This window comes from Bartonella elizabethae F9251 = ATCC 49927 (assembly GCF_000518165.1).
Lineage (GTDB): Bacteria > Pseudomonadota > Alphaproteobacteria > Rhizobiales > Rhizobiaceae > Bartonella > Bartonella elizabethae.
This window is the reverse complement of record NZ_JADB01000003.1, coordinates 233,534-249,534: the sequence shown is the minus strand read 5'-3', so window position 1 is coordinate 249,534 and position 16,001 is coordinate 233,534. Positions and strand designations below refer to the sequence as shown.

Genomic DNA, 16,001 nt, shown 5'->3' with positions numbered 1-16,001 from the left:
TTGGGACTTTTAAATTATATGGTCACTATGGGTGATCTTCTTTTAAGAAGTTTGAGTATTCTTTTTATCATTATGCTTATCATTTTTGTGCATGAACTTGGGCATTATCTCATTGGACGGTGGTGTGGTATTAAGGCATTAGTTTTTTCCCTTGGATTTGGACCACAAATAGCCAGTTACATAGATAAGCATGGTACGAAATGGCGTTTAGCCCTTATCCCTTTAGGCGGGTATGTAAAGTTTGTTGGGGAGGAGGATAAAGATGAGGCGCTATTATCACCATCATCTCCGATTGTTGATGGTTCGTTTGCCGGTGCGCATGCTTGGAAAAAAGCAGCAACTGTTTTTGCTGGCCCCTTTTTCAACGCTCTTTTTACTATTGTTATTCTAACGTTTTTTTTCTTCACTTTTGGTCGTTTCACCATTGAACCCGTTGTTGGTTCTTTGGTAAAAGAGAGCCCTGCTATTCAGTCCGGTTTGGAATTAGGGGACCGTTTTGTTGAAATGGATGGTCGACGGGTTGAAAGTTTTGAAGATTTGATGAATTATGTAGCTTTTCATGGAAGAGAACCGATAGAGTTTAAAATAGAACGCATGGGGCATGTGTTTACCACTGTCATTACCCCAAAAGTCATTGAGCGAGATGATGGATTTGGGAATCGAACACAAAGTGCTATGATCGGTGTAGGTGTTCCTGTTGATTTAAATAATCCTCCACGTTTAGATCCAACTTATATAAAACATATTCGCTATGATTTTGTAACAGCTATAGGAGAAGCTTTAAACCGTACGGTGTTTATTGCCACTCAAACTGTTCTTTTTATGAGTCGTTTAATCGGAGGCAAAGAAGATCGTTGTCGGCTAAGTGGGCCTTCTAAAACCGTAAAAATTGCTTGGAAAGTGAGCGAGACAGGTTTTATCTCTTTATTGAATTTGGCCGCTTTTCTTTCAATAAGCGTTGGGCTTATTAATCTTTTTCCGATTCTACCGCTTGATGGTGGACATCTTTTATTCCATGTCATTGAGGTCATTACTGGGAGAAAAATATCCACTAAAATTCAGGGAATTTTTTTTCGTTTAGGTTTTTCCCTTCTTCTCCTTTTTATGATTTTTGTCTTCTTTAATGATTATTTTTGTTGGTTTAGCTAATTAAATTATGGAAAACGCTTTGTAAATTGGGTAATAATAGCAAAAACAAATTGAAGGTTGTTTACCATGTCTGCAAAATATTGTGGCGTCGTACATTATAATGAGTAATTAAGGGATGAAAAGTCTCGCTGTAAAAGGGTTGTTATGGCAGTTAGCTTTTTAAGGCATCGTGTCCAAGGAACAAGAGTAAGGTAAAAAAGCCAATGACTACGAATTCAAAGTTTTTAAATGCAGCATCTGTGTTGGTGTTAAAGATGGGGATGATTGCCCCAGCAACGGTTTTTATGTCAATTGCTGCGGTTGGAGAAATACAAGCATCTGTAGTCCGTTCTATTGAGGTTCGTGGGAATAAGTTTGTAAGTTCTCAGGCGATTCGTGACAATATGGGTATTAAAGCTGGACAAGGGATTTCCAGTGGTGATGTTGATCATGCTGTGAAAAATCTTTTCGAGTTAGGTTTATTTTATGATGTTAAAATAAATCAAGTAGGTGATAAATTGATTGTATTCGTAAAAGAATATGAGGTTGTCAATCAAATATTATTTCAGGGAAATAAATCTTTTAAAGACCCAGATCTTAAACGGTTTATTTCTTTAAAGCCAAATGAACCTTTTAATTCTGCTAAGCTTTCTGCTGATATTAATACAATTCGTGAAGCTTATAAAACGCTAGGTCGTAATAATATCACTGTTAACGTTCAAACCATTAATCTTGGAAAAGGGCGTGTTAATGTGGTGTTTAATGTTGTTGAAGGACAAAAAACAAAGATTAGTGATATCACGTTTAAGGGAAATACTGTCTTTGCGAGCCGCCGGTTGCGTGATGTGATTTCAACAAAGTCTTCAGGAATTTTTTCGAAGTTGTTGGGAGGCGATGTTTACAGTGAAGAGCGCCTCGCTGCTGATGAAGAGGCTTTACGGCGCTTTTATTATAATCGTGGTTATGCAGATTTTCGTGTTGTTTCTTCTAAAGCGACTTTTGATGCTGCAAGCAATACGTATAAAATTTCTTTCGTTCTTGATGAAGGTCCGCGCTATAAAATTAGTGATATTCAGGTTGAAAGTGATGTTGATGGAATTGACGTTCAATCTGTGAAAGGCAAGCTTAAAACTCAGCCAGGGAATGTTTATAGTGCAGAAGATATTGAACAGTCTGTTGCTATTATTAATAATAAGGTTGCTGATTCAGGATATGCTTTTGCTAAAGTTGAACCACGGGGAAATCGTAATTTAGCAAATCATACGATTTCAATCTTATACAATATTGAACAAGGTACACGTGCATATATTCAGCGTATTGATATACGTGGCAATGAGAAAACGCGTGATTACGTCATTCGTCGTGAGCTTGATTTAAATGAAGGAGATGCTTACAATCAAACTTTATTGCAACGGGCGAAACGTCGTCTAGAAAGTTTAGGTTTTTTCAAAGCCGTTAATATTTCAATGGTTCCCACTGAGCAATCTGACCAAGTTGTTTTGGTGATAGATGTCGTTGAAGCTTCAACAGGAGATCTCTCTCTTTCTGGAGGTTATACAACGGGGGGAACAAGCCCTGGTATGTCGCTTGAAGTTTCTGTTACTGAGCGTAATCTTGGGGGGCGTGGTCAGTACATTCGTTTGGGGTTAGGGGCAGGGCAAGAAAAATCCCGTAATTATAATTTATCATTTGTTGATCCTTATTTCCTAGGGTATCGTTTATCGGCTGGCGTTGATGTTTTTCGCAGCACTTACCGTGCTGATAAAGCCTATGATGTACGGCAGACAGGGGGATCACTACGGTTTTCGTTGCCTATTAATAATCAATTATCTGCGAATGTTGCTTATTCTTATGTACAGGAAGAATATGATTTTGGTGGAGAGTATGATTTCAACAAAGAGAGTGATATAATAGAATTATATGGGAAATATTCTGGTGCGATTGTTCAAGCAGCTAAGCAAAGCCCGTGGAAACGTTCATCAATTAGTTATGGTTTAACCTATAATACGATTGATGATATGAGAAACCCCCATGATGGATGGTACGTGCATCTTCTGCAGGAATATGCCGGACTTGGTGGGAGAGCAAAATTCTTGAAGACCACGGGTAAGGCGATGATGTATAAGACTCTCTCTGATCAAAGGGATATTGTTGGTTTACTTTCCTTTGGCGGTGGTTATATCCACGAAATAGGCAAGGAGGGTGTTCGTATTTTCGATATGTTTAAAGCGAATACGGATATGCTCCGAGGTTTCAAATACAATGGAATAGGTCCACGACAGGTTTCCAGTAAAGGTGAAGTTTATTTCTTAGGGGGAACGACATATATGAATGCGACGGCTGAAGTACAGTTTCCTATTCCTGTTGTCCCTGAAGGATTCGGTTTGCGCGGTGCTTTGTTTGCAGATATTGCTACGCTCTATGGCAATAATTATAAAGCCGTTTTTAAGGGTGAACCACCTGTTACCCATACTAAAAGTGCTTGGCGTTCATCTGCAGGTGTGAGCTTGATGTGGGATTCTCCGTTTGGTCCTTTGCGTTTTGATTATGCTTGGCCAATAACAAAGCAGGAGGGAGATCGTTTGCAGCAATTGAACTTTGGTATTTCTACGAAGTTCTGATTTGAGCGTTTTTTAAGAAGGAAAAGCTTGAAGAGAATAGCTTAAGCTGGGAGAGAAAGTGTTTTGATGGCGGATACATTTTTTTTTACGCCGTCCCGGCAATTGACAGTTGCAAATGTTGCTGAGTTGACGGGTGCAAAGCTTCTTAATCCAGAGTTTTCTCATAAAGTTATCAATACTCTTTCTTCGCTTGACAGTGCTGTGGAAGGCTCTCTTGTTTTTGTGGAGCATCGGAAATTTTCTGATGCTCTACGAGACAGTTCTGCTGTTGCTGTTTTTTGTACGAATGATATTGTTTTTAAAGTTCCTGACACAATGGCAATTTTGGTGACATCCACACCACAACGTGATTTTGCTCAGATTGGTCGTATTCTATTTCCTGATTCTGTCAAGCCAATGCCTTGGTTTGGACAGAAAGAGATTTCACCGCATGCGCATATTCATCCAACGGCTAAGTTTGCTGATGATGTGTGTATTGAAGCGGGAGCTGTTATTGGAAGAAATGTTGAGATTGGTGCAGGAACTCTTATTTCGTCCACAGCCGTTATCGGTGAAAATTGCCGTATTGGACGTGACTGCTATATTGCTCCTAAAGTAACTATTCAGTGTTCCTTAATAGGGGATAGGGTTCAGCTTTATCCTGGTGTTTGCATTGGGCAAGATGGTTTTGGTTATGTTGGGGGGAAAGCTGGTATTGAGAAAATTCCACAACTTGGTCGCGTGATTATTGAGGATGGTGTGGAAATTGGTGCAAATACCACGATTGATCGAGGAACATTTCAAGATACTGTTATTGGAGAAGGAAGCAAGATTGATAATCTTGTACAAATTGCCCACAATGTAAAAATTGGTCGTTATTGCCTTATTGCTGCTCAATGTGGAATTGCGGGAAGTACATCGATAGGGGATATGTCTCAGCTTGGCGGGGGAGTTGGGGTAGCCGATCATATCGTAATAGGTAAATGTGTTCAGATTGCTGGTCGTAGTGGCGTTATGAATGACATTCCTGATGGTGAAAAATGGGGAGGGAGTCCAGCACGACCATTTAAACAATGGTTTCGTGAAGTAGCAACGTTGCGCAGTATGGGAAAAGTTAAAAAGGAGAAAAGCTGAGATGATCAGCACTGAAGGAACTAGAGATTTAGAGGCTGTTGATATTGAAAAATTGCTCTCAATATTACCGCACCGTTATCCATTTTTATTGATTGATCGTATCGTTGATATTGATGGTGAACAAGAAGCGATTGGTATTAAAAATATAACGATTAACGAGCCACATTTTACGGGACATTTTCCAGCAAAGCCTGTTATGCCTGGGGTTTTGATTTTAGAAGCTATGGCACAAACGGCTGGAGCAATAGCACTTTTAAATTTAGGCAATAAGCAAACAAATTTAGTTTACCTTATGACGGTTGATAATGCGAAATTTCGTAAGCCCGTTATGCCCGGTGATCAGCTTAAAATTCATGTTCAGCTTTTGAAAAAGAGATCTGGTATGAGGCGTTTTTCATGTGTTGCAAAAGTAGAAGATGTCCGCGTCGCTGAGGCAGAAATTGCTGCGATGATTGTTGAAGAAGAATAAACGATATTTGATGGGAAATTAAAAATGTCCGGTACGAAAATCCATCCAACGGCTCTTGTGGAGAAGGGAGCGCAGCTTGGTGAGAATGTACGCGTTGGACCATTTTGCCATATTAGTTCAGAGGCTGTTATTGGTGATGAATGTAGTTTGACAAGTCATGTTGTAATAATGGGAAAGACAACGTTAGGCGCCAAGAGTAAAGTCTTTTCTCATGCAGTTTTGGGGGCAGATCCGCAAAATAATAAACATAAAGGGGGAGCTACCACACTTTTTATTGGTAAGAATTGTACGATTCGTGAAGGCGTAACAATGCATAGAGGCTCCGATTCGAGTGTGGGGATGACAGTTGTTGGTGATAATTGTCAATTTTTTTGTTATGCGCATATCGCTCATGATTGTCATGTCGGCAATCATGTTACATTTGCTAATAATGCCATGATTGCTGGTCATGTTACTGTTGGTGATTATGTGATTATCGGTGGTGGTGCTGCTGTTCACCAATTTGTTCGTGTTGGGCATCATGCATTTATTGGCGGTGTATCTGCACTAGTGGGTGATCTGATTCCTTATGGAACAGCTGTTGGTGTGCAGGCAAAACTTGCCGGACTCAATATTATTGGTATGAAGCGTGCAGGGCTTGAGCGTGAAGATATCCACGCACTTCGTCATGCGGTTGCGATGCTTTTTGATCATAGCAAGCCATTTAAAGAGCGTGTTAATGATGTTGCTTCTTTCTATTCTTCTTCTCAGTCGGTTGCTGACGTTGTTAATTTTATTAAAGAAGAAGGAAAGCGTTTTTATTGCACACCAAAATTTGAAGGTGATAGAATAAAAGAGCATAAGGATTAAAAATGCCTATGTGGGGAGCCAGAAATTTTCTTTCCGGCCGTACTGCTATTATAGCAGGAAGTGGTGTTTTACCGATTACTGTTGCACAGGCTCTTGAGAAGAATGGAGAGAATCCTTTTCTTGTGCTTTTGCATGGTGAGGCAGATTCTGTTCTTTATCGTTATGAGCACTGCGAGCTATCAATTGTAGAGTTAGCGCGACTCGTTAAAATCTTAAAAGAAGCTGGAGTTTATAATGTTGTTTTGGCAGGTGGTGTGAAAAAGCGACCCCTTCTTACACAATTGCGATTGGACTGGACAACATTTTTAGCTCTTCCTAAGTTAATTGGGGCTTTGAGGAGGGGGGACGATGCGTTATTAAAAGCTTTTATACGGGTTATTGAAGCACACGGTTTTTCTGTTATTGGTGCTCACGAAATAGTTCCAGATCTTTTAGCTCCTATGGAATTTAATTTAACAGTACGGCGTGCTACGCAGAAAGAAAAGAAAGATATTTTTTTAGCAGCACAAGCAGCAAAGCTTTTAGGTCAATTGGATATAGGACAAGCCGTTGTCGTTGTTCAAGGAAGGGTGGTTGCTTTAGAAGGCGCTGAGGGAACCGATAATATGTTATGGCGTGTTTGTGAAATGCGAGAGAGAGGCCAAATTCCTCCTCAAGGTGGTGTTCTTGTAAAATGTGCAAAGCCACAACAGGATAATCGCGTTGATTTGCCATCAATTGGGCCTGCGACAATAATGAATATTGCAAAGAGTGGTTTATCTGGTATTGCGGTGGAGGCAAATAGAAGTCTCATATTATCGGTGAAAACAACAATAGAAAAAGCCAACAAATATTCTCTATTTATAGAAACATTTGAAAAGGCTGACCATGAATGATTGTTTCTTAAAAGTTGCTGTGGTTGCAGGTGAGGAATCTGGTGATTTGCTTGGAGCGGATTTAATTTCTTGTTTATCACAACAAATAGGAGGCAACATTCATTTGATAGGTGTTGGGGGGCAGCATTTAAAGGCATTAGGTTTAAAAAGCTTTTTTGATTCTCATGATATTGCTTTAATAGGTTTAAAGGAGGTATTGAAAAAATTACCGTTGCTGCTGCTGCATATTCGTAATTTATCCAAATTTATCGCACAAGAGCAACCTGATTGTTTAATTATTATTGATAGTCCTGATTTCACGCATCGTGTTGCAAAAAAGGTCCGCGCTTTAGCGCCTTCTATTCCGATTATTAAATATATTGCACCAACCGTTTGGGCATGGAGGCCAGAGCGTGCAAAAGCTATGCGGGAATTTGTAGATCATATTTTAGCGGTTTTTCCTTTTGAAGAAAAGGTTATGCAGGATTTGGAAGGTCCTTCTACCACCTATGTTGGACATCGTCTTTTGACATATCCTCCTCTTTTGAGAGTTCAGTTAGAAAAAAAGCGCCAAGAAGAACAAAGAAATTTGTGTGGTCCACAAACATCATCGCCTACATTGGTTATTTTGCCAGGATCACGCAATTTAGAGCTTCGTTCTTTAATGCCTATTTTTGGAGAAACAGTAGAGATTCTCTTACAACGTATCCCTCATTTACAGATTATCTTACCCACTTTACCCCATTTGGTGGATAGAACTCGTGATTTTGTGCAGGGCTGGAAAAGCAAAGTAGAAATTGTTGTGGGTGAAGATGAAAAATGGCATGCTTTTGCACGAGCGGATGTTGCTCTTGCAGCCCATGGGACAGTTTCTCTTGAATTAGCTTTAGCAAAAATTCCTATGGCTCTTTGCTATAAACTTGATCATTTTTCTAAATTATTTATTTTTCCTAAAATGATGTTATGGAGTGCTGCTCTTCCAAATATTATTGCTGATAAGCCGATTATTCCAGAATATTTGAATGAATTGATCCGTCCTGGCATGTTAGCAAGACAGGTAGAACAACTTTTGTCTAATCCTTTATTGCGTCAAGCTCAACTCGACGCTTTTGAGATAGTGCAACAGAAAATGAAAACTGAAATCCCATCAGGGATTGTTGGCGCGCAAAAAATTATCACTCTTTTAAAAAGTAAGGGTAAAATTGTATAAATAATAAAGCAATATTTTGATGACTAATGTTTAATTTTAGCAAGAAAATCACAAGCACGTTGGCTTTTAGGGTTGGTAAAAAATTTATCAGAGGCTGTGTCTTCAACAATTTTTCCATTTTCTAGAAAGAGTATTCTTTCTGAGACTTTTTTTGCGAAGCCCATTTCATGGGTAACACAAAGCATTGTAATTCCAGTATCGGCCAATTGAGCGATTACTTCCAAAACTTCTCCCACACTTTCTGGGTCAAGAGCTGAAGTGGGTTCATCAAAAAGCATGACTTCAGGTTCCATACAAAGTGCACGAGCAATCGCGACACGCTGTTGTTGTCCACCAGAAAGTTGTAAAGGATATTTTTCACAGTGTTTTTCAATACCGACATGCGTTAAGTAACGAATTGCCCTTTCTTTTGCTTGTTGTTTGGAAAGCCCTTGAACTGTCATAGGGGCTAAAATACAATTTTGTAGAACGCTCATGTGGGGAAATAAATTAAAGTTCTGAAAAACCATTCCTATCTTTCGTAGAACATTTTTTTGTTGTTGTATAGGTGCGGTATTGATATCAACGTTATGAATACAGATTGAACCTTTTTGTGCTTGTTCTAATTGGTTAATACAACGAATTAGCGTTGATTTTCCTGATCCGGATGGTCCACAAATAACGATATGTTCACCAGCTTGAACATCAAAGTTGATATCGTGTAAGACCTGAAAGTTTCCATACCATTTATTGAGGTTTTGAATGGAAATTACAGAGTTTTTATTGGGATAGATTGATTGATTATTTTTTAAATTCATCTTGTTTTATTCTTTCATTGATGAATAAATTGATTAATGCACCATTTTGATTTGGTAAAGTTTTTTATGATCATTTTATTTTACCGTAAATATCGCGTGAGATGATGTTCGATAAAAACAATAAAACGATGAATGAGTTCAACAATAAAAAGATAGATAAGTGCGGCCCAAACGTAAACTTGGAAGTCAAATGTACGTGAATAAGTGAGTTTAGCAATTCCCATTAAATCATAAACAGTAACAAGTGAGGCAATGGCACTGGATTTAATCATTAAAATCAACTCATTTCCTAAGGGACGTAATGCTACAATCATTGCTTGTGGAAGAATAACTCTAAAAAATGTGACAGAATTACTCAGACCTAAAGCTTTTGACGCTTCACGTTGTCCAGTGGTTACGGATAGAAAACTTCCTTTAAAGATCTCAGATTGATAGGCAGCAGAATTGAGTGTGAAAATAAAAAGGCAACAATACCACGCGTTTTGAAAAAACCACCATAGACCAATCTGTTGCCAAAAATTGTTCATTGAACCAAGCCCATAATAAAAAAGGAAGAGTTGGGCTAATAAAGGAGAGCCGCGAAAAAAATAGACATAAGCATTTGCAAAATATTGTAAAAACGTATTTTTTGATAAACGTGCAAAAGCGATAAGCATTCCAAGGAAAAAACCAAGAGAACAAGAGATAGAAACAAGCTCAACAGTAACAATAAAGCCATCAATAAATTTTGGCCCATAACGGCTTAAAAGATCAGGATTAAAAAGGAAATAAAGCCATTCAGGAATCATTGACTTGGTACCTTTTTATAGCCTATTTGAGTGTATGTTTCCAAATGGCGTAAGATTGCGCCAAAAAGCGCTGAAAATAATAAATAGAGTAAACAGGCCACAAGGTAAAATAGCATGGGTTTATTGGTTGCAGCGACAGCTAAATTTGTTTGTCGCATGAGGTCAACAAGCGCGATAGTTGAAACGAGGGATGTATCTTTCAGTAAAGTAAGCCAATTATTGGAAAGTCCTGGCAAGGCATTTCGGATGAGCTGAGGAAAGACAATACGAAAGAATGTGGTTGAGCGTGAAAGCCCTAAAGCTTTAGCAGCCTCATATTGCCCTTTATCAAAAATGTTGAATGCTCCAAGCCAAACTTCACAAGAAAAAGCGGCAAGAACCATACTTAGTGCAAGAACACCAGCAACAAAAGCATTGATACTGAACATGACTTCAAGATTAAAATAGTCAAAGACATTTTGGATAAGGCTTTGTAATCCGTAGTACACTAAAAACAAGGTTAAAAGCTCTGGGAGCCCACGAAATACCGTTGAAAAAAGACGTGCTATAGTTTTCGCCATCTTAATATCAGATCGAATCATGACTGCATTTAGAAGTCCTAGAGGAAGTCCTAGAAGTCCACAACATAAAGCCAGTGACAATGTCATTCCTGCGCTAGAAAGTATAACCGCTCCCCATCCACCATTGCTAAACGATAGCAATGCTAAATTTTCAATCATTCTTGTGTTCCTCATGAAAGAGTTAGATAATGTTTTTAGAAATCAACAGTGAGTTTCATCTAAATATCATAGTGATCTTTAATAAACATCGCTTGTAAAATATTTTCTCATAATTTTTTCATAAGTTCCATCCAAACGGATTTCTTTTATTGCTTCATTGAACTTATTTTTAAGATCATTATTGTTTTGACGCAGCGCAATTGCAACAGGAAATTTTGTTTCTTCCAGAGTTCCTAGGAGGAGACAGCAATTTTTTCCTTCATTTTTAAGCCAATTTAATGCTTGTAATTTATCAACAATAATCACATCAAGTCGATGATTTAAAAGATCACGATTCACTTCTATTGTAGAAGGATAGAGTTTGATGTTTACCTCTTCAGAGGCATAATGATCTTCTGCATAAACAGCTTGTGTTGTATTTGATTGTACACCAAGATTTTTGCCTTTAAAGCTTTGTGACGAGACTTCTTTAATTCCCGAATCTTTGGTAACAATGACAGCCAGTGCTGTATCGTAGTAAGGATCTGTAAAGTCAATTTTTTGTAAACGCTCTTGTGTATGAGAAAGGGAAGCAACGATAGCATCATATTTTTTTGCAATAAGTCCGGGGATCATCCCCTCGAAATCTTGCGTGACAATTGTGCACTCAATATTCATTTTTTTACAAAGAGCATAAGATATATCAATATCAAATCCTTTAAGCTCATTATTTGAGTCAATGTAACTAAAGGGAGGATAAGTACCTTCACTGGCGATTTTTAATGTTTTTGCATCAGCCAATGGGGTGAATAGCGCGGCGCTTATTATAAGAGCTCCTGCTAGTAGTTTCATGATATTCTCCTATTGGATAAGCGGGCAAATATGAAATCGTCACGTTTTTATAATCTGTAAGCTTTTCTGGAGCAATGCAAAAATTTATCGGTATTTATTTTAGATTATGATATTAGACATTATTATCAAAAAATTATCTTTTTTATTGATTGAAAGAAGAATAAATATCTTACTCTGTACAAGGCTTAATTTTTATGAAATGCTAAGTTTACATCATTTCATAAGTAAAAACTGAGAGATTTTCTTTCAAGGCAAGGCTATTCAATTTAAATATAAAATTAGATGTAGATAAGACAACCTCATTGTTGTCATTGGATTTCATAAACATTTAACTATCGAGAAAAAAATAATTCTTTTGATAGATGTAAATTCTTCTTATAAAAATGCTGAATTTTCACCTATTTTTTCATGCCCAACAAAAAGTTAAAAGACATTTCTTCAAAAGATTCAAATCTAATTGATATCGAATGTAAAATATTTTCTCATAATTTTTTCATAAGTTCCATCCAAACGGATTTCTTTTATTGCTTCATTGAACTTATTTTTAAGATCATTATTGTTTTGACGCAGTGCAATTGAAACAGGAAATTTTGTTTCTTCCAAAGTTCCTAGAAGCTTACAGCAATCTTTTCCTTCATTCTCAAGCCAATTTAATGCCTTTACTTTATCAAAGATGATGATATCAAGCCGATGGCTTAAAAGATCACGATGAACTTCTATTGCTGTAGGATAAAGTTTGATATTCACGCCTTCAGAGGCGTAATGATCCTCTGCATAGGCAGCTTGTGTTGTATTCGATTGTACACCAAGATTTTTACCTCTAAAGGCTTGTGTTGAGATTTCTGTAATCCCCGAATTTTTGGTAACAATGATAGCCAGTACTGTGTTGTAGTAAGGATCTGTAAAACCAATTTTTTGTAAGCGCTCTTTTGTAGGAGAAAGGGAAGAAACAATCGCATCATATTTTTTGGCTAGAAGGCCGGGAATCATCCCCTCGAAGTCTTGCGTGACAATTGTACATTCAATATTCATTTTTTCACAAAGGGCATAAGATATATCAATATCAAACCCTTTAAGCTCATTATTTGAATCAATATAACTAAACGGGGGATAAGAAGCATCACTTGCAATTTTAAGTGTTTGAGAATTCGCCGATAAAGTAAAGAGTGTTGCGCTTATTATAAGAGCTTTTCGTAATAACTTCATTATGTTCTCCTATTCAATAAGCTGACAAATATAAAACTATGAGGCATTTTTATAATCTGTAAGCTCTTTAGGAGCAATGTAAAAATTTATCTGTCTCCATTTTGCTATCATTACGCTAAATTACAGTCAAAAAAATGAGTTATTGGTATAAAGTATGACGGGAGAAATACAGGAAAGAAGGAAAGTTCTTGTTAATGATGGAATGAATAATAATAGTTTTATTTAAAATTAATTAATTACCTTTTTAAAAAATTTTAAAGGATGTTTTTAATCATTTACAATAAAGCTTCAGTTTACTGAAGCTTTATTGATTTCTTTCTTTAATTAACACGCTTATCTATAGGAACATAGTCACGCGTAGCATAGCCTGTATAGAGTTGTCGAGGACGACCAATTTTTTGTGCAGGATCTTCAATCATTTCTTTCCACTGTGCTACCCACCCGACACTGCGTGCTAATGCAAAAAGAACAGTAAACATTTCGGTTGGAAAGCCTAGAGCTTTTAATGTAATACCGGAATAGAAATCAACGTTGGGATAAAGCTTTTTCTCAATAAAGTATTCATCACTTAAGGCAATTTTTTCCAGTTCTATTGCAATATCAAGAAGCGGATCATCTTGAATATTGAGCTCTTTTAAAACTTCATGACAAGTTTTTTGCATGATTTTTGCACGTGGGTCATAATTTTTATAGACACGGTGACCAAAGCCCATAAGGCGGAAAGGATCATTTTTATCTTTTGCACGAGCAATAAATTCAGGAATTCTTTTAATAGAACCGATTTCCTGTAGCATTTTTAGGCATGCTTCATTGGCGCCACCATGGGCTGGCCCCCAAAGGCATGCAACACCTGCTGCAATACAGGCAAACGGATTAGCCCCTGATGATCCAGCAAGACGGACTGTCGATGTAGAAGCATTTTGTTCATGATCTGCATGAAGGATAAAGATTTGATCCATTGCTCGGGCAAGCACAGGGTTTATTTTATATTCTTCACAAGGAACAGCAAAACACATACGGAGGAAATTTGCAGCATAACTAAGATCATTGCGTGGATAAACAAATGCTTGTCCAATACTATATTTATAGGCCATAGCAGCAAGTGTTGGTACTTTTGAGATCAGACGAACAGAAGCAATCATTCTCTGGTGAGGATCTGTAATATCAATAGAGTCGTGATAGAACGCAGACATAGCACCAAGGCAGGCAACCATGACAGCCATGGGATGGGAGTCACGACGAAAGCCGTGGAAAAAGCGTGAAAATTGTTCGTGGACCATTGTATGCTGCATGATACATCGATCAAAGTCATTTTTTTCTTGCTGTGTTGGGAGTTCCCCATAAAGAAGAAGATAACAACTTTCGAGGAAGTCACCTTTTTCAGCTAATTGGTCGATAGGGTATCCACGATAAAGCAATATTCCTTTATCGCCATCAATGTAAGTAATTTTTGATTCACAAGAAGCTGTTGAAGTAAAACCAGGATCATAAGTAAAAATATTGGTTTTTTTGTAGAGAGAAGCGATTTCGATAACCTCGGGTCCACTCGTGCCTTTACGCAGGGGAAGTTCTACTTTTTTATCGTTCACAATAATATGTGCGTTATTCTCAGACATTCGGTATTCCTTTCAGATCCTTCTCTTCTATAAATTAAAACTCTGCTTCATGAGAGTGCGAGATATATAATAATTGAAGCTTTTCTTACTTATATTGAGGGTAGATTGCCTCTAAAAATGAGGACATGCAATCTAAAAATATTTCATTATTGATCATTATTACTCAATAAAAACTGTATTTCAATGATATAAAATAAAAAAACTCTTTTAGATTGCGTTGAAGTATCTACATGAGATACTCATGTAAAGAGATATACTCAGTACACATTATGAACCTATTGTTGTGATAAGCTGATCATTGATGCGATGAAGAGATTCATCGCGTCCCAATAAAGTAAGAACATCCAAAACACCTGGCGATGTGGTACACCCTGTAAGAGCTGCACGAAGTGGCTGAGCAATCGATCCAAATTTAAGATTCTGTGTTTGGATATAAGAGCGAAGAGTTTCATCAAGGGCTTTTGTATCCCAAGAGGGGCAAGCTTTCAGGGCAAAATAAAGATCATTTAAAATGGTTCGTCCATTTTTATCCAAGAGAGTCTGTGCCTTTTCATTAAGCTTTAATGGTCTTTGCGTAAAAATGAATGAGGCATTGTCAATCAGTTCGCACAGTGTTTTTGAACGCTCTTTCAAATGTGGGATTGCTTTAAAAAATTGAACACGACGTTGTTCATCAAGTCTTTCAATGATTTGTGCTCCCCCATCGGTTTCTGGTAGAATATCAAGAGCAGCATCAAAAAGTTCTTGATCCTTGCTCATGCGCATATAATGTCCGTTGATGGAATCAAGCTTTTTGAGGTCGAAACGAGCAGCACCTTTGTTAATATCTTCAATATCAAACCAAGAAATCATATCTTTAAGTGACATGAGTTCGTCATCACCATGGCTCCACCCTAAACGGACAAGGTAATTGCGCAAAGCAGCAGGAAGGTATCCCATTGTTCGATAAGCATCAACACCGAGCGCACCATGCCGCTTTGATAATTTTGCACCGTTTTCACCATGGATAAGAGGAATATGGGCCATAACAGGAATATCCCAACCCATAGCTTTAAAGATGATCGTTTGTCGGGCTGCATTGGTTAGATGATCATCACCCCGTATGATATGTGTGACACCCATATCGTGATCATCAACGACAACAGCGTGCATATAGGTAGGCGAACCATCAGAACGCAAAATAATAAAGTCATCTAAATCTTTATTAGGAAAACGAACATCACCTTGAACACGGTCGTGTACAACTGTTTCTCCTTCTTCAGGGGCTTTGATGCGAATAACAGGTTTGATACCTTGAGGCGCTTCAGAAATGTCTCGGTTACGCCAACGTCCATCATAACGAGGAGGGCGTCCTTCTGCACGGGCTTTTTCACGCATTTCAGCTAACTCTTCAGGTGAGGCATAACAATAATATGCTTTGCCATTTTTGACCAACTGTTCGGCGATTTGGCGGTGACGTTCTGCACGTTCGAATTGTGAAATAGGGGAACCATCATAACTAAGTCCCATCCAGTGTAAGCCATCTATAATGGCTTTTACAGCTGCTTCTGTTGAGCGTTCTCGGTCTGTATCTTCAATACGTAGAAGCATTTTTCCACCGGTATGTTTTGCATAAAGCCAATTAAAAAGAGCAGTACGAGCGCCACCAATATGAAGGAATCCTGTGGGAGAGGGAGCAAAGCGAGTAATAACAGACACGAGTATATTTTCCTTTAAATTGAGATATTACTTATGGAACTTTATAGAAAAGTTATGTTAGCATAGGTAACGGGGTGTGAATAGCCGCATTGCGCGTTAAAG

The 16,001-nt window shown here is 37.9% G+C and carries 14 protein-coding genes; 7 read left to right on the top strand and 7 right to left on the bottom strand.

Translation table 11 applies throughout. The features are described from left to right. The 7 genes from T429_RS0104920 to lpxB all read left to right on the top strand — a co-directional run bounded on the left by T429_RS0104920 (position 1) and on the right by lpxB (position 8,244). Positions 1 to 1,149 carry a M50 family metallopeptidase gene (locus tag T429_RS0104920; protein ID WP_005773636.1) on the top strand — a complete coding sequence of 383 codons (1,149 nt, stop codon included), beginning with the start codon at positions 1 to 3 and terminating at the stop codon, positions 1,147 to 1,149. Positions 1,150 to 1,352: 203 nt separating this feature from the next. Then, positions 1,353 to 3,749, top strand: coding sequence for an outer membrane protein assembly factor BamA (gene bamA / locus T429_RS0104915; protein ID WP_005773635.1), 2,397 nt, complete (start codon positions 1,353 to 1,355; stop codon positions 3,747 to 3,749). A 66-nt stretch (positions 3,750 to 3,815) separates the two neighbouring features. Beyond that, the gene (lpxD, locus tag T429_RS0104910; RefSeq protein WP_005773634.1) at positions 3,816 to 4,862 is read left to right on the top strand and encodes a UDP-3-O-(3-hydroxymyristoyl)glucosamine N-acyltransferase; all 1,047 of its coding nucleotides are present in this window, start codon (positions 3,816 to 3,818) and stop codon (positions 4,860 to 4,862) included. A gap of 1 nt (position 4,863) precedes the next feature. After that, positions 4,864 to 5,331 (top strand): 3-hydroxyacyl-ACP dehydratase FabZ, encoded by a 468-nt coding sequence (gene fabZ / locus T429_RS0104905; protein ID WP_005773633.1) that lies wholly within the window; start codon positions 4,864 to 4,866, stop codon positions 5,329 to 5,331. Positions 5,332 to 5,355: 24 nt separating this feature from the next. Continuing rightward, on the top strand, positions 5,356 to 6,180 hold the full coding sequence (lpxA, locus tag T429_RS0104900; RefSeq protein ID WP_005773632.1) for an acyl-ACP--UDP-N-acetylglucosamine O-acyltransferase: 825 nt from the start codon (positions 5,356 to 5,358) through the stop codon (positions 6,178 to 6,180). A gap of 2 nt (positions 6,181 to 6,182) precedes the next feature. Next, positions 6,183 to 7,055 carry an LpxI family protein gene (locus tag T429_RS0104895; RefSeq protein WP_005773631.1) on the top strand — a complete coding sequence of 291 codons (873 nt, stop codon included), beginning with the start codon at positions 6,183 to 6,185 and terminating at the stop codon, positions 7,053 to 7,055. After that, the gene (gene lpxB, locus T429_RS0104890) at positions 7,048 to 8,244 is read left to right on the top strand and encodes a lipid-A-disaccharide synthase (RefSeq protein ID WP_005773629.1); all 1,197 of its coding nucleotides are present in this window, start codon (positions 7,048 to 7,050) and stop codon (positions 8,242 to 8,244) included. Before T429_RS0104895 ends, lpxB begins: the two co-directional genes overlap by 8 nt. 23 nt (positions 8,245 to 8,267) lie before the next feature. Here the strand turns inward: lpxB and T429_RS0104885 are convergent, their stop codons facing one another. From T429_RS0104885 to gltX, 7 genes are all read right to left on the bottom strand, one after another. Further along, positions 8,268 to 9,041 carry an amino acid ABC transporter ATP-binding protein gene (locus tag T429_RS0104885; protein ID WP_005773628.1) on the bottom strand — a complete coding sequence of 258 codons (774 nt, stop codon included), beginning with the start codon at positions 9,039 to 9,041 and terminating at the stop codon, positions 8,268 to 8,270. Positions 9,042 to 9,121: 80 nt separating this feature from the next. After that, positions 9,122 to 9,829 (bottom strand): ABC transporter permease, encoded by a 708-nt coding sequence (locus T429_RS0104880; RefSeq protein WP_005773627.1) that lies wholly within the window; start codon positions 9,827 to 9,829, stop codon positions 9,122 to 9,124. After that, positions 9,826 to 10,548 carry an ABC transporter permease gene (locus tag T429_RS0104875; RefSeq protein ID WP_005773626.1) on the bottom strand — a complete coding sequence of 241 codons (723 nt, stop codon included), beginning with the start codon at positions 10,546 to 10,548 and terminating at the stop codon, positions 9,826 to 9,828. The genes T429_RS0104880 and T429_RS0104875 overlap by 4 nt, the downstream gene beginning before the upstream one ends. 78 nt (positions 10,549 to 10,626) lie before the next feature. Beyond that, entirely contained in the window at positions 10,627 to 11,379 is a 753-nt protein-coding gene (locus tag T429_RS0104870; RefSeq protein ID WP_005773625.1) for a transporter substrate-binding domain-containing protein, read from the bottom strand. A 453-nt stretch (positions 11,380 to 11,832) separates the two neighbouring features. Next, positions 11,833 to 12,585, bottom strand: coding sequence for a transporter substrate-binding domain-containing protein (locus tag T429_RS0104865; protein WP_005773624.1), 753 nt, complete (start codon positions 12,583 to 12,585; stop codon positions 11,833 to 11,835). Positions 12,586 to 12,905: 320 nt separating this feature from the next. Next, a complete protein-coding gene (gene gltA / locus T429_RS0104860; RefSeq protein WP_005773623.1) occupies positions 12,906 to 14,201 on the bottom strand; it encodes a citrate synthase in 1,296 nt (431 codons plus the stop codon). Positions 14,202 to 14,468: 267 nt separating this feature from the next. Next, positions 14,469 to 15,899, bottom strand: coding sequence for a glutamate--tRNA ligase (gene gltX, locus T429_RS0104855; protein ID WP_005773621.1), 1,431 nt, complete (start codon positions 15,897 to 15,899; stop codon positions 14,469 to 14,471). Positions 15,900 to 16,001 lie beyond the last annotated feature (102 nt).